Source organism: Inquilinus sp. NPDC058860, from assembly GCF_042743185.1.
In the GTDB taxonomy this organism is placed as follows: Bacteria; Pseudomonadota; Alphaproteobacteria; order DSM-16000; family Inquilinaceae; genus Inquilinus.
The window spans coordinates 22,491-46,308 of record NZ_JBHYMS010000059.1 but is presented as its reverse complement, the minus strand read 5'-3'; the positions used below and the strand labels follow the sequence as shown (position 1 = coordinate 46,308).

Below are 23,818 nucleotides of genomic sequence, written 5' to 3'. Positions count from 1 at the left end.
AAGACCCCTCCCCCTGCTCCCCTCCCGCAAGGGGAGGGGGGACTAAGGAAGAGTCGACGCCGGCAGCGCCAACCTCGATCCGCCCCAACACCGCCCCGGGCGCCGCGTCCTGGTCGGTCTGGACCAGGATCTCGACCAGCGTGCCGGAGGCCGGGGCCGGCACCTCGACCGTGACCTTGTCGGTCTCCAGCTCGACCAGAGGGTCGCCCTCGCGCACCGTGTCGCCGACCGCGGCGAGCCAGCCGCGCACCGCCGCCTTGGTGCCCTCCTGCTGGACCGGCGCGAGCACGTCCGCCGCCTCGATGATGTCGGCCATGTCAGCCCCGTTGTCCGACAATGTCTGCAGGAATGGCCGCTCCCTCTTCCCTGTCATTGCCGGGCTTGACCCGGCAATCCAGAGTCTGTCGACAGCGTCTGGATGCCCGGGTCAAGCCCGGGCATGACAGGTTGGGGAATACAGCCAGCATTGACGTTCAGAACCCGGTCAGCGCGAGGATCTTGTCCCGGATGCGGTCAACCGACGGCACCGCGGCCTCCAGCAGCACCGGGCTGTGCGGGCTGGGGATGTCCGGCATGGTCAGCCGCGCAACCGGGGCGTCGAGGTCGAGGAAGGCCTGGTCCGCCACCACCGCCGCGATCTCCGCCCCGAAACCGCCGGTGCGCAGATCCTCATGGACGATCAGGCAGCGCCGGGTGCGCGCGACCGAGGCCAGCACCGCCGCGCTGTCCCATGGCATCAGCGTGCGCAGGTCGATCACCTCGACCGACCGGCCGCTGGCCCGCGCCGCTTCCTCCGCCCGCTCGACCATGGCGCCCCAGGTGACGATGGTGAGATCCCGGCCCTCCATCGCGATCCGGGCGCGGCCGAAGGGCAGGACGTAGTCGTCGCCCGGATAGGGCCGGCGGGCCGAAGGAGCGTCGAGCATGGCGCGGTGCTCCAGGAACATCACCGGGTCGTCGCCGCGCAGCGCCGCCCGCAGCAGGCCGACCGCGTCCTCGGCGTTGGACGGCACCGCCACCTTCCAGCCCGGCGCGTGCACGAACTGCACCTCGTTGGTCTGGCTGTGCCAGGGATCGCCGCATTTCAGGAAGCCGACCGGCATGCGCAGCACCATCGGCGCGGCGAAGCGGTTGTTGGTGCGCCAGCGCATCGTGCCGCAATCGTTGATCTGCTCCACCGCCGGGTCGGCGTATTTGCGGAACTGGATCTCCGGCACCGGCAACAGGCCGGCCAGCGCCATGCCGACGGCGCGGCCGACGATGCCCTCTTCCGACAGGCTGGTGTCCATCACCCGGGCGGCGCCGAACTTCTCCTGCAGCCCCAAAGTCACGGCATGGACGCCGCCCTTCGGGCCGATGTCCTCGCCCAGCACCGCCATGCGCGGATTGACCGACAGCTCATGATCCAGGGTGCGGCGGATGGCGGTGACCATGTTGATGCGCGGCCCGTCCGGCTGCGGCGTGTCGTGGCCTTCGGCCGGGATGATGCCCTCGCCGCGCAGGCCGCCCATGGTCTGCGGCTCGCCCTCGAAGAAGACGTGGCGTGTCACCGAAGCGGCATCGGGGGCCGGCCGCGCCTCGGCCCTGCCCCGCGCCGCCTCGACCTGCGCCTCGGCCTCGGCGGCCAGCGCGTCCCACTCCGCCGCCTCCATGACGGCCGGGACCAGGAACTGCTTCAGCTTCGGCAGGGGGTCACGAGCCCATTCCGCCGCCACGGTCTCGGCCGGCTTGTAGGCCTGGGTGTCCTGGAAGCTGTGGCCCTCCAGCCGCGGCACGCTGAGCCGCAGCAGGCACGGGCCCTTGCGGTCGCGGACATGGGCGACGGCGGCATCGGCCAGCCGCGCCGCCTCGGCCGGGTCGGTGCCGTCGCCGGCCAGGATGTGCAGGCCGCGGAAGCTGGCGAGATTGGCGGCAATGTCGCCGCCCGGCGTCTGGAACCGCGACGGCACTGAGATGCCATAGCCGTTGTCCTCGATCATGAACAGCACCGGCAGGCGCTGGGTGGTGGCGATGGTCAGCGCCGACCAGAAGCCGTTGGTGGCGACCGAGGCGTCGCCGCCGAGCACCACCGCGATGGCGCGGTCGCAGGCTGGGTCGTGCAGCACGGTGCGGCCGTATTCCAGCGCCTGGGCCCAGCCGGCGGCCGGGGTGTACTGGGTGCCGACCCCGCCGCACATCGGCAGCGCCGAAGGGCCGGAAGGATTCGGGAAGTTGAACACCACGCCGATGTCGCGGCCGGCGGAATAGCCCTGGTCGCGCGCCATGGACGACCCGAGCGCGTCCGCCGGGTCGACCCCGAGGGTCAGCAGGATCGGCCGGGAACGGTAATAGCCGCAGACCGCGTCGCGCGGGTCGGTCAGCCGGGTGCCCAGCAGGATCTGCGCCAGGTCGTGGCCGCGGGCGGAGAACTGGTAGAACAGCTTCTTCTGCGGCGCCAGCACCGTCTCCTCCAGCACGTCGAGGGCGCGGGAGAGGTGCAGCAGATGGGCGACGCGGCGCCAGTCGAAGCCGGGATCGGGCGCGTTCGCCAGGAGGCGGGGCTGCTGGAAAGCGAGAGCGGTCACCGGGTCGTCCTTCTGCTGGGTTTCCGACCGGACGCGCGAGCGCGCATCTCCAGGAAAAGGATGCGCCGAGATCGGGGAAAAGTTTTGCCGAACTCGGCGCCAGACGGGCCGATCTGAGGTATGATTTGCCCGAACCTGGGGAATCAGGGAGGTTTCATGCCCATCGTCGCCGAGGAGCTGGACCGGTTTGAGCGCGCCATCCTGGCGGCGCTGCAGCGCAATGCCCGGCAGAGCGTGCAGGAGCTGGCCGATGCGGTCGGCCTGTCGACCTCGCCGACCTGGCGGCGGCTGAAGGCGCTGGAGGAGCGCGGCGTGATCAAGGACTACGTCGCCCGGGTCGACCCGGCCCGGCTGGGCTATGGCGAGACCGCCTTCGCCCATGTCACCCTGGCCAAGCACGACGCCGAGCAGATCGAGGCCTTCGAGCAGCGAATCGCGGAGCGGCCAGAGGTGCTGGAGTTCTATTCGATGACCGGCTCGGCCGACTACATCCTGCGGATCGTCACCCGCAGCCCGCTGGATTACGAGAAGTTCCTGAAGGAGGTGGTGTTCACCAGCCCGGCGGTGCAGCACATCAGCTCGAACTTCGCGCTGCGCGAGATCAAGAACAGCGTGGCGATCCCGGTGTAGGCCCGCTCTTGCCCGCCCGCCCGGCCCGGGGCATCGTGGCGGCCGCAGCCTGACGGGAGGAGCGCGGCCGTGAGCATCGAGTTCCTGATCACCTCGTTCATCATCGTCGCCTCGCCCGGCACCGGCGCGCTCTTCACCATCGCGGCCGGGCTGACCCGCGGGTCGCGCGCCAGCGTGATCGCCGCCTTCGGCTGCACCCTCGGCATCGTGCCGCATCTGGCGGCGGCGATCCTGGGGCTGGCGGCGCTGCTGCACACCAGCGCCCTGGCCTTCGAGATCTTCAAGTACCTCGGCGTCGCCTATCTGCTGTGGATGGCCTTCAACACCCTGCGGGAGCACGGCGCGCTGAAGGTGGAGAAGCAGGTCGGCGGCCGGTCGGCCCTGCAGGTCACGGTGACGGCGATCCTGATCAACATCCTGAACCCGAAGCTGTCGATCTTCTTCGTCGCCTTCCTGCCGCAGTTCGTCAGCACCACCGAGGCCCACCCGCTGGTCCGGATGCTGGAGCTGAGCGGCGTGTTCATGCTGATGACCTTCCTGGTCTTCGCCGTCTACGGCCTGTTCGCCGCCGCGATGCGCGACCATGTGATCACGCGCCCGCGGGTGATGACCTGGATGCGCCGCAGCTTCGCCGCCGCCTTCGTCGCCCTCGGCGCCAAGCTGGCCTTGGCCGAGCGGTAACCGCGCGCCGATTCATTGATCGAGCGTTCAGAGAATTCTTGATCTGCGGCCGCGATGCCCCGAGGCTGGTTCCGTCGACAACACGTGAACGGACCGGAGGTCATGGCCCGCACCCGCGCCCATGATTACGACGAGAAGCGCCGGGCGATCCTGCATCGGACGGCGGAGCTGTTCGCCCGGCACGGCTTCACCGGCGCCTCGATCACCAAGATCGCCGAAGCCTGCGGCATCTCGAAGGCGCTGCTGTACCACTACTACCGCGACAAGGACGCAGTGCTGTTCGACATCCTGGCCGACCATCTGTCGACGCTGGTCGCGGCGGTGGAGGCGGCGGCGGCCGCCCCGGCCAGCGCGCGGGAGCGGCTGCACGCGATCGTCGCCGCGCTGCTCGACGCCTATCGCGACGCCGACGCCGAGCACCAGGTGCAGATCACCAGCCTGAAGCTGCTGCCGCCGGACCAGCAGGAGCAGCTGAAGGAGATGGAGCGAGCCCTGGTGCGGATCTTCGCCGAGGCGCTGGCCGCGGCGGTGCCGCAACTGGCAGCCGACCGCACCCTGCTGATGCCGCTGACCATGTCGCTGTTCGGCATGCTGAACTGGCACTACCTCTGGTTCCGCGAAGGCAAGGGGCTGAGCCGCGCCGACTATGCCCGGCTGGCGACCGAGCTGGTGCTGTCCGGCGCTGCGAATGCAGTGGCGGCGGTGCAAGACAAGGCCACGCCCCGCCGACGGATGGAAACCGCCTGACCTTGATGCCCCGCACCGCCCTGCGCCGGATTCTGAAGGGCCTGAAGGCCGAGCCGTCGCGCACCTGGTCGATCATCATCACCGTCTATGGCGACGCGATCGTGCCGCGCGGCGGGTCGCTGTGGCTCGGCTCCCTGTCCGCCTTCCTGCATGCCATCGACATCGGCGACGGCGTGGTGCGCACGGCAATGTCGCGGCTGGCCGCCGACGGCTGGCTGGAGCGCAGCCGGGTCGGCCGCAACAGCTTCTACCGCCTGGCCCAGCGCGGGCGCGAGACGTTCCGCACCGCCACCGAGCACATCTACAACGCCCATCCGCCGCCGCCCGGCAGCGGCTTCGTGCTGGTGCTGCCCGGCAACGGCGCCGACCGGGAGGCCGCGCGGAAGGCGCTGCAGGCAGCCGGCTTCGGCAGCGCCGCGCCCGGCGTCTGGGTAGCACCGGCCGGCACGGCGGTCCCGCCGGAAGCGACGGAGGCGCTGCGCCTGGACGCCTCGGCCGATGCCGAAACCCGGCGCCGGCTTGCGGCGCAGAGCTGGCCCTTGGACCAGACGGCCGTCGCCTATCGCCGTTTCCTCGAGACCTTCGAGCCGCTGCGGGCGGCGCTGGCTGCGGATGGCGCGCTGTCGGACCTCGACAGCTTCATCGCCCGCATCCTGCTGATTCATGGCTGGCGCCGCATCGTGCTGCGCGACCCCGTGCTGCCGGTCGACCTGCTGCCGCCGGACTGGCCCGGCACCGCCGCCCGCGCCCTCTGCGCCGATCTCTACCACCGGCTTCTGCCAGCCTCCGAGCGCTGGCTAGACGCCCATGGCCAGGCCGAATCCGGCCCTCTGCCCCCACCTGGGCCGGAGCTGAAGGCGCGGTTCCGGTAGCATCGTAGGTTGGGTTCGCGACAGCGAACCCAACACTGTCTCGGCGGCGCGATGTTGGGTTCGCCACCGCGAACCCAACCTACGATATGTTACCAAAAACGTTGACTACTTCATTTTCTGTGACATATGATTGGATCAAGGTCAGGGAGGATGCCGGACGCCATGTACACGCAGGCCCTCAACGCCACCGATCAAGCCAAGCCTGTCGAGGACGCCGCCCTTGCCGTCCGCTTCCAGGAGCGGATCGATGCTGAGGAGCGGATCGAGCCCAACGACTGGATGCCCGAGGCCTACCGCAAGACCCTGACGCGCCAGATCTCCCAGCACGCTCATTCCGAGATCGTCGGCATGCTGCCGGAGGGCAACTGGATCACCCGGGCACCGACGCTGCGGCGCAAGGCGGCGCTGCTGGCCAAGGTGCAGGACGAGTGCGGCCACGGCCTCTACCTCTACGCCGCGGCCGAGACGCTGGGCACCGCGCGGGAGGAGCTGGTGGACCAGCTCCTGACCGGCCGCGCGAAATACTCCTCGATCTTCAACTATCCGACCCTGACCTGGGCCGATATCGGCGCCATCGGCTGGCTGGTCGACGGCGCCGCGATCATGAACCAGATCCCGCTGTGCCGCTGCTCCTACGGCCCCTATGCCCGCGCCATGATCCGGGTATGCAAGGAGGAGTCCTTCCACCAGCGCCAGGGCTACGAGATCATGGTCACGCTGGCCCGCGGCACGCCCGAGCAGAAGGCGATGGCGCAGGACGCGCTGAACCGCTGGTGGTGGCCCTGCCTGATGATGTTCGGCCCGCCGGATTCGGCCAGCCAGCACAGCGACACCTCGATGAAGTGGAAGATCAAGCGCTTCTCCAACGACGAGCTGCGCCAGAAGTTCATCGACGCCACCGTGCCGCAGGCCCGATTCATCGGCCTGTTCCCGCCCGACCCGGAGCTGAAGCTCAACCCCGAGACCGGGCATTGGCAGCACGGCGCCATCGACTGGGACGAGTTCAGGCAGGTGCTCGCCGGCAACGGCCCGTGCAACCGCGACCGGATGGCGGCTTGCCGCAAGGCCCATGACGACGGCGCCTGGGTGCGCGAGGCCGCGCTGGCCCATGCCGAGAAGCGCCGCGCCCGGGCGGCGGCGTGAGGGAGACGACGCCATGACCACGCAGACCTTTCCCCTGTGGGAAGTCTTCATCCGCAGCCGCAACGGGCTGGCGCACAAGCATGTCGGGTCGCTGCACGCGGCCGACCCGACCATGGCGCTGCAGGCGGCACGCGATCTCTACACCCGCCGCGGCGAGGGCCTGTCGATCTGGGTGGTGCCGTCCAACGCCATCACCGCCTCCGACCCCGCCGACAAGGGCATGATGTTCGAGCCGGCGGCCAGCAAGATCTACCGCCACCCGACCTTCTACGACGTGCCCGACGAGATCGGGCATATGTGATGGCCGCGGCCATGATCACCGTCGCCGAGACGCCGCTGGTCCGCTACGCCCTGGCGCGGGCCGACGACGCCCTGATCCTGGGCCACCGCCTGTCGGAATGGTGCGGCCACGCGCCGATGATGGAAGAGGACATGGCGCTGGCCAATATCGGGCTCGACCTGATCGGCCAGGCCCGCGCCCTTTACGGCTATGCGGCCGAGGTCGAGGCCGCCGGCAACGACGAGGACCGCTACGCCTATCTGCGCGACGTGCGGCAGTACCGCAACCTGCTGCTGGTCGAGCAGCCGAATGGCGACTTCGCCCGCACCATCCTGCGGCAGTTCTTCTACTCCGCCTTCGCCGACCCCTATTGGCGGACCATGACCGCCTCGACCGACCCGACCCTGGCGGCGATCGCCGCGAAGTCGGAGAAGGAAAGCGCCTACCATCTGCGCCACAGCGCCGAATGGGTGATCCGTCTCGGCGACGGCACCGAAGAAAGCCATGCCCGGGCCCAGGCGGCGGTGGAGGAGCTGTGGCCCTATACCGGTGAGGCATTCGTGCCGGACGAGGGCGAGCGCGAGTTGATCATGCAGGGCGTGGCGGTCGATCCCGAGAGCCTGCGCGAGACCTGGTCCGGGACCGTGGCCGCGGTGCTGGCCGAGGCGACCCTGGCCGCCCCGCCCGCCGGCTGGTCCCAGCGTGGCGGCCGCAACGGCCGGCACAGCGAGCATCTCGGCCATCTGCTGAGCGAGCTGCAGATCCTGCAGCGCACCTATCCGGGGGCGAAATGGTGACGCGGCCCGTCCCCAATGCCGACGCCTTGCGCCGGCGCGCCTGGGAGGCCGCGGCCGCGGTGGTCGATCCGGAGCTGCCGGTGCTGACCATCGCCGATCTCGGCGTGCTGCGCGACGTGACGGTGCACGATGGGCAGGTCGAGGTGGCGATCACTCCGACCTATTCCGGCTGCCCGGCGATGAACGTCATTGCCCTGGAGATCGGGCTGGCGCTGGAGCGGGCGGGCATCGGCGGCGCGCAGGTGCGCACCGTGCTGTCGCCGGCCTGGACCACCGCCTGGCTGTCGCCGGAAGGCCGCCGCAAGCTGGCCGAATACGGCGTCGCCCCGCCGCAGCACGGCGCCGGCCGGCGCGCCCTGTTCGGGGCCGAGACCGTGCCCTGCCCGCATTGCGGCTCGGCCCGCACCGAGCGGCTGTCGGAGTTCGGCTCGACCTCCTGCAAGGCGCTGTGGCGCTGCACCGACTGCCGCGAGCCTTTCGACTATTTCAAGTGCCATTGATGTCCGCCGCCACGCCGCGCTTCCACCGCCTGACCATCCGCGACCTGCGGCGCGAGACGGCCGACGCGGTGTCGATCGCCTTCAACGTGCCGGCCAAGCTCGCCGACGACTACCGCTACAGTCCCGGCCAGTACCTGACCCTCCGCGCCACCATCGACGGCGAGGATCTGCGCCGGTCCTACTCGATCTGCTCCGGCCCCGACGATGGCGAGCTGCGGATCGCAGTGAAGCGGGTCGAGGGCGGCGTCTTCTCCGACTGGATCAACCGCTCGCTGCAGCCGGGCGACGCGATCGAGGTGATGACGCCGACCGGCCGCTTCGGCGCTTCCTGCGTGTCCGATCGGCCGCGGATCCATGTCGGCTTCGCCGCCGGCTCGGGCATCACCCCGGTGCTGTCGATCCTGCGCGGCGTGCTGGCGCGTGAGCCGGACAGCCGCTTCTTCCTGTTCTACGGCAACCGCTCGACCGGCGAGATCCTGTTCCGCGAGGCGCTGGAGGAGCTGAAGGACCGCTTCCTCGGCCGGCTGTCGGTGTTCCATGTGCTGTCGCAGGAGGAGCAGGACCTGCCGATCCTCAGCGGCCGGCTGGACGGCGACAAGGTGCAGCGCCTGCTGCGGCTGGTGGTGCCGGCCGAGGCGGTCGACGAGGTCTATCTCTGCGGCCCGGAGGCGATGAGCCGGGAGATCGCGAATGTCCTGGCGCAACTCGGCGTCGCTCCGGAGAAGGTGCATGTCGAGCTGTTCGTCTCCGCCCTCGGCGGCCGGCCTCGGCCGAAGCCGGTGGCGCCTGCCCCCGACGCGCCGAGCCGCATCGCCCTGCTGACCGTCGACGGCAAGCGCCGCGAGGTGCCGGTGGCGGACGGCGAGAGCATCCTGGACGCGGCCCTGCGCGCCGGCATGGACCTGCCCTATGCCTGCAAGGGCGGCATGTGCTCGACCTGCCGGGCCCGGCTGGTCGAGGGCGAGGCGGCGATGGACCTGAACTACTCGCTCGAACCGTGGGAGCTCGAGGCCGGCTTCATCCTGACCTGCCAGTCGCATCCGAAGACCGACCGGGTGGTGGTCGATTACGACCAGATGTGACGCACAGCGGATAGCAGATTCTGCGCATTTTGTGTTATCCTCTTGTCAGACCTTGAGGAGAGAGGCGCTGTGAACGTGTCGGTCGGCAGCCGGTGGGAGAGCTTCGTCGAGGAGGTCGTGAAAAGCGGCCGCTACGGCTCTGCGAGCGAAGTGGTCCGTGAAGGACTGCGCTTGGTCGAGGAGCGCGAGGCGAAGCTGCAGGCACTTCGCGACACGTTGAACGCTTCGATTGAACGGGGCGGCAGCCACACGAGCGAGGACGTCGCCCAAGCCGTCAAAGCACGTCTCGCATCCTTGCCGCGCAGCAAGGCTCAAGGCGGATAGGTGCGATCGCTGCGGTACACCAGCGCCGCCCTCGACGATATCGCCGACATTGCCGCCTATGTCGCAGAGACCAGCAGCAACATCGAACTGGCGGAGGGTTTCGCCGGTCAGCTTCTCGACAAATGCGAAAAGCTGGCCGCCCTTCGCGGCACTCTGGGCCGTGCCCGTCCTGAGCTTCGGCCGGATCTCCGCAGCATCCCGTTCAAGAGCTACGTCATCTTCTTCCGGTACCTCGGCGATACTTTCGAGGTGGTGAACATTCTGGAAGGCCATCGCGACATCGACGGCTATTTCCATCCCGGCGACGAATAGGGCGCCCCTACCCCTTCGGCCGCTTGTCGATCACCCGCTTGGCCTTGCCGGCGGAGCGTTCGATCGTGCCGGGCGGCTGGATCACCACCCGGGCCGAGACCCCGATCGTGTCCTTGATCCGCAGCGTCAGCCGCTCGGCCGCGACGGCCAGGCCCGCCCCGTCCCAATGCTCCGGCCGCGCTTCGGCCAGCACCGTCATTTCATCGAGCCGACCGGGGCGGCTGAGCTCGATGACAAAATGGCCGCCGCACCAGTCGCAGGCCAGCAGCGCCTCCTCGATCTGGGTCGGGAAGACATTGACGCCGCGCAGGATGATCATGTCGTCGGACCGGCCGGTGACCTTCTCCATCCGCCGCATGCCGGGCCGGGCCGAGCCGGGCAGCAGCCGGGTCAGATCGCGGGTGCGGTAGCGGATGATCGGGAACGCCTCCTTGGTCAGGGAAGTGAAGACCAGCTCGCCCAACTCGCCGTCCGGCAGCACCGCGCCCGTCTCGGGGTCGATCACCTCCGGCAGGAAATGGTCCTCCCAGACATGCAGCCCGTCCTTGGTCTCGACGCATTCCTGGGCAACGCCGGGGCCGATCACCTCCGACAGGCCGTAGATGTCGGTGGCATCGAGGGCGAAGGCCTGCTCGATCTCCTGCCGCATCGCATTGGTCCAGGGCTCCGCCCCGAAGATGCCGAAGCGCAGCGAGCTGTCGCGCGGGTCGAGGCCCCGGGCCCGGAAGCCGTCCAGGATCGCCAGCGCGTAGCTCGGTGTCACCATGATGATGTCCGGCCGGAAATCGGTGATCAGTTGGACCTGGCGCTCGGTCATGCCGCCGGACATCGGCACCACGGTGCAGCCCAGCCGCTCGACCCCGCTATGGGCGCCAAGGCCGCCGGTGAACAGGCCGTAGCCATAGGCGACATGCACCATCATGCCCGGCCGGCCGCCGGCGGCGCGGATCGACCGCGCCATCACCGCCGCCCACATGTCGAGATCGGCCCGGGTGTAGCCGACCACGATCGGCTTGCCGGTGGTGCCGGAGGAGCCGTGGATGCGGGCGATGCGCTCGCGCGGCACGGCGAACAGGCCGAAGGGGTAGTTGTCGCGCAGGTCCTGCTTGGTCGTGAACGGGAACTTCGCCAGGTCCGGCAGGTCGCGGAAGTCGGACGGGTGCACCCCGGCGGCATCGAAGGCCCGGCGGTAATGCGGGACGTTGTCATAGGCGTGGCGCAGCGACCAGGCCAAGCGGTCGCGCTGCAGCGCCATGATCTCGTCGCGCGAGGCCCGCTCGGCCGCGTCCAGACCTTCGATCGGCGCCATCTAATCCTCCGCCGGCCGGTCGATGAACGAGCCGCCGACCGTCCGGGAATGGCCGCGGAACTCGGCGACCACCGTCTCGCCCATCACGACGCTGACATCGTAGAGGCCGGAGCGGCCGGCGCGCGACACCTCCCGCGCCGTCGCCACCAGCCGGTCGCCCGCGGCGGCGGGGCGCAGGAAGGTGATGCTGCAATGCGCCGCCACCGTGCGCTCGCCGGTCGAGTTGCAGGCGAAGGCGAAGGCCGAATCCGCCAGGGTGAAGATGAAGCCGCCATGGGCGGTGCCGTGGCCGTTGGTCATGTCCGGCCGGATGGTCATGGCCAGCTTTGCCCGGCCGGGCCCAATTTCCAGGACCTCCATGCCCAGCGCCCGGCTGGCGCCGTCGTCGCGCCACATCGTCTCGGCCGCGGCCTTGGCGACCGCCTTGGCTTCCGCCCCCGTCGTCGCCTTCATTCCGCCCGCCCCGTGAACCTGGCCGGCCGCTTCTCGATGAAGGCGCGCACGCCTTCGGCGTAGTCCGGCGTGCGCCCGGCCCGGCGCTGCAGGTCGCGCTCGAGGTCGAGCTGGGCGTCCTGGCTGTTGCCGGCGGAGGCGTCCAGCGCCTGCTTGATCAGCGCCAGCCCCTGGGTCGGCTGGGAGGCGAGATGGGCGGTCAGCGCCTCGGCCTCCATCATCAATGCCCCATCGTCCACCGCCTTCCAGATCAGGCCCCACTCCTCAGCCCTCTCCGCCGGCAGCGGCTCGGCCAGCAGCGCCAAGCCGCGGGCCCGGGCGGCGCCGACCAGCCGCGGCAACGCATAGGTGCCGCCGGAATCCGGCACCAGACCGATCTTTGCGAAGGACTGGATGAACTTGGCCGAGCGCGCGGCCAGCACGATGTCGCAGGCCAGCGCGATGTTGGCCCCGGCCCCGGCGGCGACGCCGTTGACGGCACAGACCACCGGCTTCGGCAGGGCGCGCAGGCGGCGGATCAGCGGGTTGTACAGCCCCTCCAGCGTGGCGCCGAGATCGGGCGCCTGGCCGCCGGTGGCGCGGTCGTTGAGATCCTGCCCGGCGCAGAAGCCGCGCCCCGCCCCGGTCAGCAGCACCGCCCGGCAGCCGGCATCGGCCTCGACCCCGGCCAGCGCCTCGGCCAGCGCGCGATGCATCTCCTCGGTGAAGGAATTCAGCCGGTCCGGGCGGTTGAGCGTCAGGACGCTCCAGCCGTCGCGGCGGTCGACCAGAATGGTGGGCTCCATAGGCGTCCTCCTCTGGGCGGGCCGGTTGCGCAGGGCCTCTTGAATTGAACGATCGGTCGGTTAATTCTTAGATCCGGGCCCGGGCTTGTCAATCGCCAACGCGACCGCCGCCGGGCCATCGGGAGGACGCCATGACCGCCATCCTGCAGAGCTACGCCGAGGACCGCTGGATCGCCCCGACCGAGACGCTGGCCGACATCGCCAGCGCCATCGACGGGCGGGTGGTGGCCCGGCTGTCGAGCCGCGGCCTGGACTTCGCGGCGATGGTCCGCCATGCCCGCGAGGTCGGCGGCCCGGCACTGCGCCGGCTGACCTTCCACCAGCGCGCCGACATGCTGAAGGCGCTGGCGCTGTATCTGTCCGAGCGCAAGGAGCCGCTCTACGCCCTCGCAGCCGACACCGGGGCAACCCGGCGCGACAACCTGATCGACATCGACGGCGGCCTGGGCACGCTGTTCGCCTATGCCTCGCGCGGGCGGCGCGAGCTGCCGAGCGAGCGCTTCCTGCTGGAGGACGGGGTCGAGAGGCTGTCCAAGGGCGGCAGCTTTATCGGGGTCCATATCCTGACGCCGCTGACCGGCGTCGCGGTGCACATCAACGCCTTCAACTTCCCGTGCTGGGGCCTGCTGGAGAAGCTGGCCCCGGCGATCCTGGCCGGGGTGCCGGTGATCACCAAGCCGGCCTCGGCCACCGCCTACGTCGCCGAGGCGCTGGTGAGGCTGATCACCGAGTCCGGCATCCTGCCCGCGGGCAGCCTGCAATTCGTGGCCGGCAGCACCGGCGACCTGCTGGACCATCTGACCGGCCAGGACCTGGTGGCCTTCACCGGCTCGATCGAGACCTCGGAAAAGCTGCGCAACCATCCGGCGATCTCGCGCAACGCGGTGCGCTTCGTCGCCGAGCGGGATTCGTTGAACGCCGCGGTGCTGGGCCCCGACGCGGCGCCGGGCACGCCGGAGTTCGACCTGTTCGTCAAGGAGGTGGTGCGCGAGATGACGGCGAAGGCCGGGCAGAAATGCACCGCCATCCGCCGCATCCTGGTGCCGCGGGCGCTGGAGCGCGATGTGATCGCCGCCCTGGCGCAGAAGCTGTCCGGCGTTGCGGTCGGCGACCCGCGGCAGGAGAGCACGCGGATGGGCCCGCTGGTCAGCATCGCCCAGCGCGACGATGTCCGCGCCCGCATCGCCGAGCTGGCGGAGGAGGCGGAGATCGTGGCCGGCGGCCCGAAGGTCGACGGCATGGGCGGCGCCTTCATGAGCCCGGTGCTGCTGCGCTGCGCCGACCCGGCGAAGGCTCGCAAGGTGCACACGGTCGAGGCCTTCGGGCCGGTGGCGACGGTGATCGCCTATGACGGCCTCGACCAGGCGGTGGAGCTGGTGCGCCGCGGCGAGGGCAGCCTGGTGGCCTCGGTCTTCACCCATGACGATGCGGTGGCCGACGCGCTGGTCTTCGGCCTGGCGCCGTTCCACGGCCGCATCCTGGTGGTCGATCGCGACTGCGCCGGCGAATCGACCGGCCACGGCTCGCCCCTGCCCGGCCTCGTCCACGGCGGCCCCGGCCGCGCCGGCGGCGGCGAGGAGCTGGGCGGCATCCGCGGCGTGCACCATTACCTGCAGCGCACCGCCCTGCAGGGGTCGCCCGCCCGCCTCTCGGCCCTGACCCGCAACTGGATCAAGGGAGCCGCGGCGCGGGTGCCGGCCACCCACCCGTTCCGCCGCAACTACGAGGAGCTGACGGTCGGCGAGACGGTGGAGACCGTCGCGCGCACCATCACGCTGGAGGACATCGAGCATTTCGCCGAGTTCACCGGCGACGCCTTCTACGCCCATATGGACGAGGAAGCGGCCAAGGCGAACCCGTTCTTCCCCGGCCGGGTGGCGCATGGCTATCTGATCCTGTCCTTCGCCGCCGGCCTGTTCGTCGACCCGGCGCCCGGGCCGCTCTTGGCCAATTACGGCCTGGACAACCTGCGTTTCCTGAAGCCGGTGTCACCCGGGGACTCGATCCGGGTGCGGCTGACGGTCAAGCGCAAGACCGCCGCCCGCATGCCGGAATACGGCGAGGTGCGCTGGGACGTCGAGGTGTTCAACCAAGCAGACGAGACCGTGGCACGCTATGACCTGCTGACAATGAGCGCCAGGCCGGCGATGGCCTGACCTGCTGCTGCGACAAGAAACACCTGGAATGGCTCCAAAGTAGTATTCCCCTGACGCGTGGAAGGCGCATCATGTTCATGATGCTCGCGGCCCGGAACCAAGGTCCGGGTCGAGGCGTCGTCCCAAGAGAGCTTGCCCCTAACTGGAGAGCCTCATGAAGCGCTGGAAGACACCGAAGATCCGCGAAATCTCCGTGGGCTGCGAGATCAACGCCTACGCCTGCGCGACCGTGTAAGACGGCCAACCTCCGCCATGCGGCGGGTCCGGCGAGGCTGCCGAAAGCGGGGCTGAGACCATGCGCATCGTCGTCCTCGGTTCCGCCGCCGGCGGAGGTTTTCCCCAATGGAACTGCAACGCGCCCACCAGCCGGGGGGTGCGGACCGGTGTTCTGCGCGCCAAGCCGCGCACCCAGGCCTCCCTCGCCGTCAGTGCGGACGGCGAGCGATGGCTGTTGCTGAACGCCTCCCCCGATTTCCGGCAGCAGGTGCAGGCCACGCCGACGCTGTGGCCGCAGGAGGGGTTGCGACATTCCCCGATCGCGGCGGTGATCCTGACCAGCGGCGAGATCGACCATGTCGCCGGGCTGCTGTCGATGCGCGAATCCCAACCCTTCGCCCTGTGGGCGGCGCCGCCGGTGCTGGCCGCGCTGGCCGCCAACCCGATCTTCGACGCGCTGAGCCCACGTTCCGTCGAGCGCCACGCCGTGGCGCCGAACGGCCCTTTCCCGATCGCCGGCCCCGGCGGCGGGCTGGGCCTGACCGTCACCGCCTTCCCGGTCCCGGGCAAGGTGCCGCTGTATCTGGAAGGCCAGGCCGGAGACGACCTGAACGGCGCGCCGGACGAGACGCTGGGGCTGGAGATCGCCGCCAACGGCGCGCGGTTCCACTACATCCCCGGCTGCGCCGCGATGACGCCGCAGCTGCGGGCCCGGCTGCAGGGGTCGCCGCTGGTGTTCTTCGACGGCACGCTGTGGCGCGACGACGAGTTGATCACGACCGGCGTCGGCGCCAAGACCGGCCGACGGATGGGCCATATGAGCATCGACGGCCCGGACGGCACGATCGCGGCCTTTGCCGACCTCGACGCCCGGCGCCGGATCCTGATCCATGTGAACACCACCAACCCGGTCCTCATCGAGGACTCGCCCGAGCGCAACGCCCTGGCCGAGGCCGGCTGGGAGGTGGCGGAGGACGGCATGGAGATCGCCCTGTGAGGATGCGCCGATGACCGAGCTCATGACCCCCGACCAGCTCGAAGCGGCGCTGCGCGCGATCGGACGCGAGCGATATCACGACCGCCATCCCTTCCACGCCCTGCTGCACGGCGGCAGGCTGGATCGCGGCCAGGTGCAGGCCTGGGCGCTGAACCGCTACTACTACCAGAGCCGGATCCCGCTGAAGGATTCGGCCCTGATGTCACGTGCCGAGGACCCGGCGCTGCGCCGCGCCTGGCGGCAGCGCGTGGTCGACCATGACGGCGAGCAGGAGGGCGAGGGTGGCATCGCCCGCTGGCTGCACCTGACCGATGCGCTGGGGCTGGACCGCGCCCAGGTGATCGACGGCCGCGGCATCCTGCCGGCCACCCGTTTCGCGGTCGACGCCTATGTCCGCTTCGTGCGCGATCGGACGCTGCTGGAGGCCATCGCGTCGTCGCTGACCGAGCTGTTCGCACCCACCATCATCGGCAGCCGCGTCGCCGGCATGCTGGCGAACTACGACTTCGTGTCGCGCGAGGCCCTGGCCTATTTCGACAAGCGCCTGTCGCAGGCGCCGCGCGACGCCGATTTCGCCCTCGACTACGTCAAGCGCGAGGCCCGGCGGCCGGACCAGCAGCAGGATGTGATGAATGCCCTGATCTTCAAATGCGACGTGCTGTGGGCCCAGCTGGACGCGCTGCACCACGCCTATGTCGAGCCCGGCAACATCCCGCCAGGCGCCTTCGTGCCCGAGGGACGGCGGTGAGCGCAGCCCCCGAAGCCGCGCCCTCCCGCCCGCGGCTCGCGCCCGGATCGCGGCTGCGCTGGGACGAGGCGCGGCAGAGCTGGGTGGTGCTGGCGCCGGAGCGGGTGATCCTGCTGGATGAGACCGCGCATGAGATCGTCCGGCGCTGCGACGGCACCGCCACCGTCGCCGAGATCGTCGCCGACCTGGCCCGCAGCTTCGAGGCCGATCCGGGCGAGGTCGAGGGCGACGTGGTGCAGCTGATCGACGACCTGACCGCCAAGCGGATCCTGGCGCCATGAACCACATCGCTCCCCGTCTCGAACCGCCACTGGCTGCCCTGCTGGAGCTGACACATCGCTGCCCGCTGCAATGCCCGTACTGCTCCAACCCGCTGGAGATGGACCGGGCGCGGGACGAGCTGTCGACCGAGGAGTGGCTGCGGGTGATCCGCGAGGCGGCGGAGCTGGGCATCCTGCAGGTGCATTTCTCCGGCGGCGAGCCGACCGTCCGCCGCGATCTCGTGGAGCTGGTCCGCGGCGCCCGTGAGGCCGGGCTGTACAGCAACCTGATCACCTCCGGCGTCGCCATCGACCGCGACCGCTTCCACGGCCTGGTCGAGGCCGGGCTGGACCATGCCCAGCTGAGCATCCAGGACACCGATGCGCAGTCGGCCGAGCGCATCGGCCATTATCCCGGGGCGCAGCCGAAGAAGCTGGCCTTCGCCGGCTGGGTGCGGGAAGAAGGCCTGCCGCTGACCCTGAACGCCGTGGTGCACCGGCAGAATCTCGACCGGCTGGGCGAGATGATCGACCTGGCCGTCGAGCTCGGCGCCGCCCGGATCGAGGTCGCCCATGTCCAGTATTACGGCTGGGCCCTGCACAACCGCGACGCGCTGATGCCGAGCCGGGAGCAGCTGGACCAGGCCAGCGCCGTGGTCGAGGCGGCGCGGGAGCGGCTGCACGGCATGCTGGTGATCGATTATGTCGTGCCCGACTACTACGCCCGGCGGCCGAAGGCCTGCATGGGCGGCTGGGGCCGGCGCTTCCTGAACATCACGCCATCCGGCAAGGTTCTGCCCTGCCACGCCGCCGAGACCATCCCCGGCCTCGGCTTCGAATCGGTCCGCGACAAGCCGTTGGCCCGGATCTGGGCGGCGTCGGACGCCTTCCAGCGCTTCCGCGGCACCGCCTGGATGCCGGAGCCGTGCCGGAGCTGCCCGCAGCGCGAGGTCGACTGGGGCGGCTGCCGCTGCCAGGCCCTGGCGCTGACCGGCCAGGCCGACGCCACCGACCCGGCCTGCGGGCTGTCGCCCTTCCACGACGCCATGCTGGGTCTGGCCGAGACCGCCGCGCACAGCGAGGCACCGCCGGAGTTCGTCTATCGCCGCATGCGCGGCCCTGTGGAGCCGGCGTCCCAGGGGTGATCGCCGGGCTCTCGATATTTCGATCTGGTGCTGTCGATTCCGCCCGCTCCGCCACGACCATGGCTGCGAGGTGATCAACCCGCGACCCGTGCCGGACAGGAGGCAGCCCGTGAAGCTCTACTATTCCCCGAACCTCAACCCCCGCGTCGCCGTCGCGGTGGCGAAATATCTCGGCTCGCCGGTCGAGTTCGTCCGCGCCAGCCCGATGGACCCGCGTTGCCGCGAGGAGTTCCGGCCGCTGAACCCGAACACCCGGGTGCCGATCCTGGTCGAGGACGGGCGGCCGCCGCTGTGGGAGACCGATGCGATCGCCTACCGCCTGTCGACCCTGGCCGGGGGTGATTTCTGGCCGACCGACGAGCACATGGTCGAGATGCTGCGCTGGATCAGCTGGGGCACCCACCACTTCACCCGGGCCGCGGACGTGTTCTATTTCGAGAACCTGATCCGGCCGCAATTCATGTCCCGGCCGGCCAACCAGAACGCCCTGGACAACGCGGCCGAGGACCTGGCGGTCTGCGGCCCGGTGCTGGACGAGGTCCTGGCCGGCCGCACCTGGCTGGTCGGCGACCGCCCGACCTATGCCGATTTCCGGGTGGCGACCGCCCTGCCCTTCGCCGAGGCGGGCGCCATCCCGGTGACGCAGTACGCCCACATCATGCGCTGGCACGACCGGCTGAACCGGATCGACGCCTGGCGCGACCCGTTCGCCGGGCTGGCCGTCGAGACCTGACCGGCGGGCGGGCCTTCGGAACCGAGGCCGCCGCGGGCTCATTGTCGTCGATAAGGCCGCGCCGCCATGGCGGCCGCGGTCCTCCGACACAATCTGGAGCCAGGCGATGCAAGCCGACCGCCAGCCCGTCAGCCTGCCCGACGTCAAGCGCCGCGCCTTCCTCGGCATCACCGCTGCCACCGCCGCCTTTCCGCTCGCCGGTCCCGGCCCGGCGCTCGCCGAGAAGGCCGAACGCACAGCCTCGCGGGGCAACGGCCGGCTGGTGCCGGTGACCCTCAGGATCAACGGCCAGGATCACAGCCTTGCCCTCGACGGCCGGACCACCCTGCTCGACGCCCTGCGCGAGCATGTCGGCCTCACCGGCTCGAAGAAGGGCTGCGATCACGGGCAATGCGGCGCCTGCACCTTGCTTCTGGACGGAAGGCGGGTGCTGTCCTGCTTCGTCCTGGCCGTGATGGCCGAGGGCCATGAGGTCACCACCATCGAGGGGCTGGCGTCCGACGGGGCCCTGCACCCGATGCAGCAGGCCTTCATCGATCACGACGCCTTCCAGTGCGGCTACTGCACGCCGGGGCAGATCATGTCGGCCGTCGCCTGCGTCGAGGAAGGGCATGCCGGCAGCGAGGCCGAGATCCGGGAATACATGAGCGGCAACCTGTGCCGCTGCGCCGCCTATCCGAACATCGTCGCCGCCGTCCTTCAGGCCAAGCCGCAGATGGAGGGCTGAGATGCGCCCCTTCGACTATGATCGTGCCGCCTCGGCGCAGGAGGCGGTCCGTGCCGCCGCCGGACAAGCCGCGCAGTTCATCGCCGGCGGCACCACGCTGCTGGACCTGATGAAGCTCGACGTGATGCGGCCGGAACGGCTGATCGACATCACCGGCATCGGCGAGGACCGGATCGAGAGCACGGCGCGGGGCCTCCATCTCGGCGCCATGGCCCGGATGGCGAATGTCGCCGCGGACGAGGATATCCGCCGGGACTATCCGGTGGTGGCGCAGTCGCTGGACCTCGCCGCCAGCCAGCAGCTGCGCAACATGGCGACGCTGGGGGGCAACCTGCTGCAGCGCACCCGCTGCCCGTATTTCCGCGACACCAGCTGGGCCGAATGCAACAAGCGCATCCCCGGGTCCGGCTGCGCCGCGATCCGGGGCGTCAACCGCCAGCATGCGGTGCTGGGCACCAGCGACGCCTGCATCGCGACCTATCCCGGCGATTTCGCGCAGGCGCTGATCACGCTGGACGCGACGCTCGACATCGTCGGGCCGGACGGCGCCCGTACCATGCCAATCTCCGAACTGCACCGCCTGCCGGACGGCGAGCCACATCGCGAGATCCGGCTCAGCCCCGGCGAGATCATCACCGCGATCGACGTGCCCGGCGGCCCGTGGACCCGGAGGTCCCTCTACCTGAAGATCCGCGACCGGGAATCCTTCGCCTTCGCGCTCGCCTCCGCCGCCGTGGCGCTCGACATCGCCGACGGGATCGTGCGCGAGGCCCGGATCGCGCTGGGCGGGGTGGCGACGGTGCCGTGGCGGACCCGCGCCGCGGAGGCGGCGCTGAAGGGCAAGCCGCTCGACGAAACGGCCGCGGAGGCAGCGGCGGAGGCCGCCTTCGCCTCGGCCCGGCCGCAGCGGCACAACGCGTTCAAGGTCGATCTCGGGCGCCGCACGCTGGTGCGCGCCTTGCTTCAGGCCGCAACGATGGAGGCGTGACATGGTCCGAGCCGCCCCCGAGCCCGGCCCCAACATGGGCCGCCCCGAGCCGCGCATCGACGGCCGCCGCAAGGTCACTGGCGAGGCGCGCTATCCATCCGACGCCCCGGTGCAGAACCCGGCCTATGCCGTGCTGGTCACCAGCGCGGTGGCCAAGGGCGAGATCGCCGGCATCGAGCTGGAGGACGCGAAGGCCGTGCCGGGCGTGCTCGACATCCTCACCTGGCGCGATGCGCACGGCCAGGTCGCGCCGATGAAGCATTTCAGCACCGGCGGCTATGCCTCGACCACGATCCGGCCGCTCGACAGCGCCCGGATCTGGCATGACGGCCAGATCGTGGCCGTGGTCACCGCCGAGACCTTCGAGGCGGCGCGGGACGCGGCGCACCGGGTGCGGCTGCGATATCGCGCCGACCCGGCGCCGAGCTGGGGCTTCGACGCGCCGGGCGTCGATACCGTCGCCGCGGCCGAGGCCAGCGAGTCGCACGAGGATCCGGCGATCGGCGACGTGGATGCGGCCGCCGGGAACGCCGCGGCGACGATCGAGGCCGAATACGAGACGCCGATCGAGCATCACAACCCGATCGAGCTGTTCACCACCACCTGCGCCTGGGACGGGGTGCGGCTGACGATCCACGAGCCGAGCCAGATCGTCTATGGCCTGAAGCACGGCGTGGCGCAGCAGCTCGGCCTCGACCCGGGGAACGTCCTGGTGGTCAGTCCCTTCGTCGGCGGCGCCTTCGGGTCGAAGGCCTCGGTCACGCCGCGCACCGCCCTGGCGGCGATCGCCGCCCGGCGCATCGGCCGGCCGGTGAAGCTGACGACCAGCCGGACCCAGGGCTTCACCACCACGACCTACCGCGCCGAGACGCGGCACCGGGTGAAGCTCGCGGCCGGCGAGGACGGCCGTCTGGTGGCGCTGGATCACCAGGGGTGGGAGGTCACCTCCCGGCCCGATTCCTACATGGTCGCCGGCACCGACACGACGACGCGGATGTACGCCGCGCCGAACATCCGCTCGAAGGTCCATGTGGTCCACGCCGACCGCGGCACGCCCGGCTTCATGCGCGCCCCGGCCGAGGTGCCCTACATGTACGCGCTGGAAAGCGCGATGGACGAGCTGGCGGTGAAGCTGGACATGGATCCGGTGGAACTGCGGCGCGTCAACGACACGGTGGCCGAGCCGATCAAGGGTGTGCCCTACAGCAGCCGCTCGTTGATGCCCTGCTACGACACCGCCGCCGCGGCCTTCGGCTGGACCCGGCGCGACCCGCGGCCCGGATCGATGCGCGACGGCGACTGGCTGGTCGGCTGGGGCTGCGCCACCGCCTGCTATCCGAGCCTGATCGCCGCCGCCTCGGCCCGCGTCCGGCTGCTCGGCGACGGCCGCATCCAGGTGGCGACCGCCGCCCACGATCTCGGCACCGGCGCCTACACGGTGATCGGGCAGGCGGCGGCGGAGCGGCTGGGCCTGCCGCTCGACCGGGTCGAGGTGGCGCTAGGCGACACGGCGCTGCCACCCGCCCCGGTCGCCGGCGGGTCGAACATGACCGCGAGCGTCTGCACGGCGGTGATCAAGGCCTGCGATGCGATCCGCGAGACCCTGTTCCGGGCCAAGGCGGGCCGCGGCAACGACCTGTCCGGCTACGACCTGCGCGACGGCCGGCTGGTCGGCCCGGACGGGCAGGCCGAGGAGCTGCAGGCGGCCTTCGGACGGATCGGCGCCGGGGCGATCGAGGAATATGCCGAATCCGTGCCCAAGGGCGCATCGTCCGGGGCGATCGACAAGCTGTACCGCGGCGCCACGGCGCTGGCCGGCGGGCCGAACGGCGAGGATTTCATCCGCTACGCCTTCGGGGCCGAGTTCGTCGAGGTCCGGATCCATGCCCGCACCCGCGAGATCCGGGTGCCGCGCATGGTCGGCGCCTTCGCCGCCGGGCGGATCATGAACCCGCGCACCGCCCGCAGCCAGCTGATGGGCGGCATGATCTGGGGCGTCGGCTCGGCCCTGCACGAGAAGACCGAGATCGACGAGCGCAGCGCCCGCTTCGTCAACACCGACATCGCCGAATACCTGATCCCGGTGAACGCCGATATTGGCGAGGTCGACGTCATCCTGGTCCCGGAGCGGGACGACAGGGTCAACACCGCCGGCATCAAGGGGCTGGGCGAGCTGGGCAATGTCGGCACCGCAGCCGCCGTCGCCAACGCCGTCCATCACGCGACCGGCAAGCGGATCAGGAGCCTGCCGATCCGGATCGAGGACCTGCTGGCGTGACCGTCGGCGGATCCGGCCCGCCCGATCCGGAAGAATGCCGCGACGCGGCTCAGCGGGTCGGCCTGACCGGCCCGGAGCCCGCGCCGGTGCGTTCGATCGCCGCGGCGATCTCGCCGACATCCTCCGGCGTCAGCTCCAGCGTCGCGGCGTCGAGCCAGCCGTCGACCTGCTCGGGGCCGCGGGCGCCGACGATGGCGGCGGTGACCGCCGGCCAGGCCAGGGTCCAGGCCACCGCCACCGCGGCGACCGAGGTGCCGTGGCGCGCCGCCAGCGGCTTCAGCGCTTCGGCCAGCGCCAGGTTGCGGGCCAGGCCGTCGCCGGTGAAGTGCGGCGAGCGCGAGCGCCAGTCGTCCTTCGGCAGCGCCGCCGCCCGTTCCGCCGTGAAGGCGCCGGTCAAGAGGCCGGACTGCATCGGGCTGTAGACGATCACGCCGGTGTCGTGCTTCGCGCACCAGGGCAGCTCCGCCCCCGCGATGTCGCGGCGGATCGCCGAGAAGGGCGGCTGCAGCGTGTCGACATGGCCGACCGCCTCGGCCCGCGTCAGCAGTTCGACGTTGTGGTTGGACAGCCCGACGGCCCGCACCTTCCCTTCCGTCTTCAGGTCGAGGAAGGTCTGCCAGAGGGTCTCGATCGAGGTGCCGTCCTCGGCCGGCCAGTGCAGCTGGTACAGGTCGATCCGCTCGACGCCGAGCCGGCGCAGCGAGGCCTCGACCTCGCGCCGCAGGCTGTCCGGCGCGCCGACGCGCTTCGGCGGGGCGGTGCGGTTCGCTTCGTCCCAGATCAGCCCGCCCTTGGTGAAGACATAGGGCCGCCTGTCGGCCGGGATCTCGCGCAGGGCGCGGCCGACGATCTCCTCGGAATGGCCGAGGCCGTAGACGGCGGCGGTGTCGATCCAGTTGATGCCGACCTCGGCGGCGTGGCGGATCGCCGCCACCGAGGCGTCGTCGTCCTGCTCGCCCCAGGCCGCGGCCCAGCCGGCGCCGCCGATCGCCCAGGCGCCGAAACCGACCCGGGTGATCGCCATGTCGGTGGTGCCGAAACGCCGTGTCGGCAGATGCGTGTGGCCTTCGCTCATCAGTCCGCTCCCGTCA

The 23,818-nt window shown here is 70.7% G+C and carries 27 protein-coding genes; 21 read left to right on the top strand and 6 right to left on the bottom strand.

The features are described 5' to 3' along the window. The coding region (locus ACFW16_RS29575; protein ID WP_380311971.1) for a lipoyl domain-containing protein at nt 1–316 on the bottom strand (316 nt) is incomplete at its 3' end. 157 nt (nt 317–473) lie between these two features. Next, nucleotides 474–2,564, bottom strand: a complete 2,091-nt coding sequence (locus tag ACFW16_RS29570) for a transketolase C-terminal domain-containing protein (RefSeq protein WP_380311969.1) — start codon at nt 2,562–2,564, stop codon at nt 474–476. Nucleotides 2,565–2,720: 156 nt separating this feature from the next. Between ACFW16_RS29570 and ACFW16_RS29565 the strand changes: the two genes are divergently transcribed. The 11 genes from ACFW16_RS29565 (at nt 2,721) to ACFW16_RS29515 (ending at nt 9,932) form a co-directional block, all read left to right on the top strand. Next, on the top strand, nt 2,721–3,194 hold the full coding sequence (locus tag ACFW16_RS29565) for an Lrp/AsnC family transcriptional regulator (protein WP_380311966.1): 474 nt from the start codon (nt 2,721–2,723) through the stop codon (nt 3,192–3,194). Nucleotides 3,195–3,263: 69 nt separating this feature from the next. Beyond that, nucleotides 3,264–3,875, top strand: coding sequence for a LysE family translocator (locus ACFW16_RS29560; protein WP_380311964.1), 612 nt, complete (start codon nt 3,264–3,266; stop codon nt 3,873–3,875). 102 nt (nt 3,876–3,977) lie between these two features. Next, nucleotides 3,978–4,622, top strand: coding sequence for a TetR/AcrR family transcriptional regulator (locus ACFW16_RS29555; protein ID WP_380311962.1), 645 nt, complete (start codon nt 3,978–3,980; stop codon nt 4,620–4,622). A 5-nt stretch (nt 4,623–4,627) separates the two neighbouring features. After that, nucleotides 4,628–5,494 carry a phenylacetic acid degradation operon negative regulatory protein PaaX gene (paaX, locus tag ACFW16_RS29550; RefSeq protein ID WP_380311959.1) on the top strand — a complete coding sequence of 289 codons (867 nt, stop codon included), beginning with the start codon at nt 4,628–4,630 and terminating at the stop codon, nt 5,492–5,494. 162 nt (nt 5,495–5,656) lie between these two features. Then, the gene (paaA, locus tag ACFW16_RS29545; RefSeq protein WP_380311956.1) at nt 5,657–6,637 is read left to right on the top strand and encodes a 1,2-phenylacetyl-CoA epoxidase subunit PaaA; all 981 of its coding nucleotides are present in this window, start codon (nt 5,657–5,659) and stop codon (nt 6,635–6,637) included. A 13-nt stretch (nt 6,638–6,650) separates the two neighbouring features. Next, nucleotides 6,651–6,938, top strand: a complete 288-nt coding sequence (paaB, locus tag ACFW16_RS29540) for a 1,2-phenylacetyl-CoA epoxidase subunit PaaB (protein WP_380311953.1) — start codon at nt 6,651–6,653, stop codon at nt 6,936–6,938. Further along, nucleotides 6,938–7,714 carry a 1,2-phenylacetyl-CoA epoxidase subunit PaaC gene (paaC, locus tag ACFW16_RS29535; protein WP_380311950.1) on the top strand — a complete coding sequence of 259 codons (777 nt, stop codon included), beginning with the start codon at nt 6,938–6,940 and terminating at the stop codon, nt 7,712–7,714. Before paaB ends, paaC begins: the two co-directional genes overlap by 1 nt. Beyond that, nucleotides 7,708–8,214: a 1,2-phenylacetyl-CoA epoxidase subunit PaaD gene (gene paaD, locus ACFW16_RS29530; protein ID WP_380311947.1), complete on the top strand. Its 507-nt coding sequence runs from the start codon at nt 7,708–7,710 to the stop codon at nt 8,212–8,214. Before paaC ends, paaD begins: the two co-directional genes overlap by 7 nt. Further along, on the top strand, nt 8,214–9,296 hold the full coding sequence (gene paaE / locus ACFW16_RS29525) for a 1,2-phenylacetyl-CoA epoxidase subunit PaaE (RefSeq protein WP_380311945.1): 1,083 nt from the start codon (nt 8,214–8,216) through the stop codon (nt 9,294–9,296). The genes paaD and paaE overlap by 1 nt, the downstream gene beginning before the upstream one ends. Before the next feature lie 69 nt (nt 9,297–9,365). Next, a complete protein-coding gene (locus tag ACFW16_RS29520) occupies nt 9,366–9,620 on the top strand; it encodes a type II toxin-antitoxin system ParD family antitoxin (protein ID WP_380311943.1) in 255 nt (84 codons plus the stop codon). Then, nucleotides 9,621–9,932 carry a type II toxin-antitoxin system RelE/ParE family toxin gene (locus ACFW16_RS29515; protein WP_380311941.1) on the top strand — a complete coding sequence of 104 codons (312 nt, stop codon included), beginning with the start codon at nt 9,621–9,623 and terminating at the stop codon, nt 9,930–9,932. It begins immediately after the preceding gene. A gap of 7 nt (nt 9,933–9,939) precedes the next feature. Here the strand turns inward: ACFW16_RS29515 and paaK are convergent, their stop codons facing one another. Genes paaK through paaG form a run of 3 tightly spaced genes read right to left on the bottom strand, consistent with a single transcriptional unit; the run spans nt 9,940 to nt 12,479 of the window. Continuing rightward, nucleotides 9,940–11,241 (bottom strand): phenylacetate--CoA ligase PaaK, encoded by a 1,302-nt coding sequence (gene paaK / locus ACFW16_RS29510; RefSeq protein ID WP_380311938.1) that lies wholly within the window; start codon nt 11,239–11,241, stop codon nt 9,940–9,942. Next, complete coding sequence (gene paaI, locus ACFW16_RS29505; RefSeq protein WP_380311935.1) at nt 11,242–11,694, bottom strand: hydroxyphenylacetyl-CoA thioesterase PaaI; 453 nt, start codon at nt 11,692–11,694, stop codon at nt 11,242–11,244. Further along, entirely contained in the window at nt 11,691–12,479 is a 789-nt protein-coding gene (gene paaG / locus ACFW16_RS29500) for a 2-(1,2-epoxy-1,2-dihydrophenyl)acetyl-CoA isomerase PaaG (RefSeq protein WP_380311933.1), read from the bottom strand. The genes paaI and paaG overlap by 4 nt, the downstream gene beginning before the upstream one ends. Before the next feature lie 131 nt (nt 12,480–12,610). Here paaG and paaZ point away from each other — a divergent pair, with 131 nt between their 5' ends. The 10 genes from paaZ (at nt 12,611) to ACFW16_RS29450 (ending at nt 22,727) form a co-directional block, all read left to right on the top strand. Beyond that, a complete protein-coding gene (paaZ, locus tag ACFW16_RS29495; RefSeq protein ID WP_380311931.1) occupies nt 12,611–14,635 on the top strand; it encodes a phenylacetic acid degradation bifunctional protein PaaZ in 2,025 nt (674 codons plus the stop codon). A 154-nt stretch (nt 14,636–14,789) separates the two neighbouring features. After that, nucleotides 14,790–14,870 carry a pyrroloquinoline quinone precursor peptide PqqA gene (pqqA, locus tag ACFW16_RS29490; RefSeq protein ID WP_034852526.1) on the top strand — a complete coding sequence of 27 codons (81 nt, stop codon included), beginning with the start codon at nt 14,790–14,792 and terminating at the stop codon, nt 14,868–14,870. Between the two features lie 60 nt (nt 14,871–14,930). Next, complete coding sequence (pqqB, locus tag ACFW16_RS29485; RefSeq protein ID WP_380311928.1) at nt 14,931–15,848, top strand: pyrroloquinoline quinone biosynthesis protein PqqB; 918 nt, start codon at nt 14,931–14,933, stop codon at nt 15,846–15,848. A gap of 10 nt (nt 15,849–15,858) precedes the next feature. Continuing rightward, nucleotides 15,859–16,596: a pyrroloquinoline-quinone synthase PqqC gene (gene pqqC / locus ACFW16_RS29480; RefSeq protein ID WP_380311926.1), complete on the top strand. Its 738-nt coding sequence runs from the start codon at nt 15,859–15,861 to the stop codon at nt 16,594–16,596. Further along, nucleotides 16,593–16,877, top strand: a complete 285-nt coding sequence (gene pqqD, locus ACFW16_RS29475; RefSeq protein WP_380311923.1) for a pyrroloquinoline quinone biosynthesis peptide chaperone PqqD — start codon at nt 16,593–16,595, stop codon at nt 16,875–16,877. Before pqqC ends, pqqD begins: the two co-directional genes overlap by 4 nt. After that, a complete protein-coding gene (gene pqqE, locus ACFW16_RS29470; RefSeq protein ID WP_380311921.1) occupies nt 16,874–18,001 on the top strand; it encodes a pyrroloquinoline quinone biosynthesis protein PqqE in 1,128 nt (375 codons plus the stop codon). The genes pqqD and pqqE overlap by 4 nt, the downstream gene beginning before the upstream one ends. A gap of 109 nt (nt 18,002–18,110) precedes the next feature. Continuing rightward, entirely contained in the window at nt 18,111–18,734 is a 624-nt protein-coding gene (locus tag ACFW16_RS29465; RefSeq protein WP_380311918.1) for a glutathione S-transferase family protein, read from the top strand. Between the two features lie 106 nt (nt 18,735–18,840). Continuing rightward, complete coding sequence (locus ACFW16_RS29460; protein WP_380311916.1) at nt 18,841–19,461, top strand: (2Fe-2S)-binding protein; 621 nt, start codon at nt 18,841–18,843, stop codon at nt 19,459–19,461. Between the two features lies 1 nt (nt 19,462). Continuing rightward, nucleotides 19,463–20,449, top strand: a complete 987-nt coding sequence (locus tag ACFW16_RS29455; RefSeq protein WP_380311914.1) for an FAD binding domain-containing protein — start codon at nt 19,463–19,465, stop codon at nt 20,447–20,449. A 1-nt stretch (nt 20,450) separates the two neighbouring features. Then, complete coding sequence (locus ACFW16_RS29450; protein ID WP_380311911.1) at nt 20,451–22,727, top strand: xanthine dehydrogenase family protein molybdopterin-binding subunit; 2,277 nt, start codon at nt 20,451–20,453, stop codon at nt 22,725–22,727. Nucleotides 22,728–22,776: 49 nt separating this feature from the next. Here the strand turns inward: ACFW16_RS29450 and ACFW16_RS29445 are convergent, their stop codons facing one another. Beyond that, nucleotides 22,777–23,802, bottom strand: coding sequence for an aldo/keto reductase (locus ACFW16_RS29445; protein WP_380311909.1), 1,026 nt, complete (start codon nt 23,800–23,802; stop codon nt 22,777–22,779). Nucleotides 23,803–23,818: the final 16 nt, after the last annotated feature.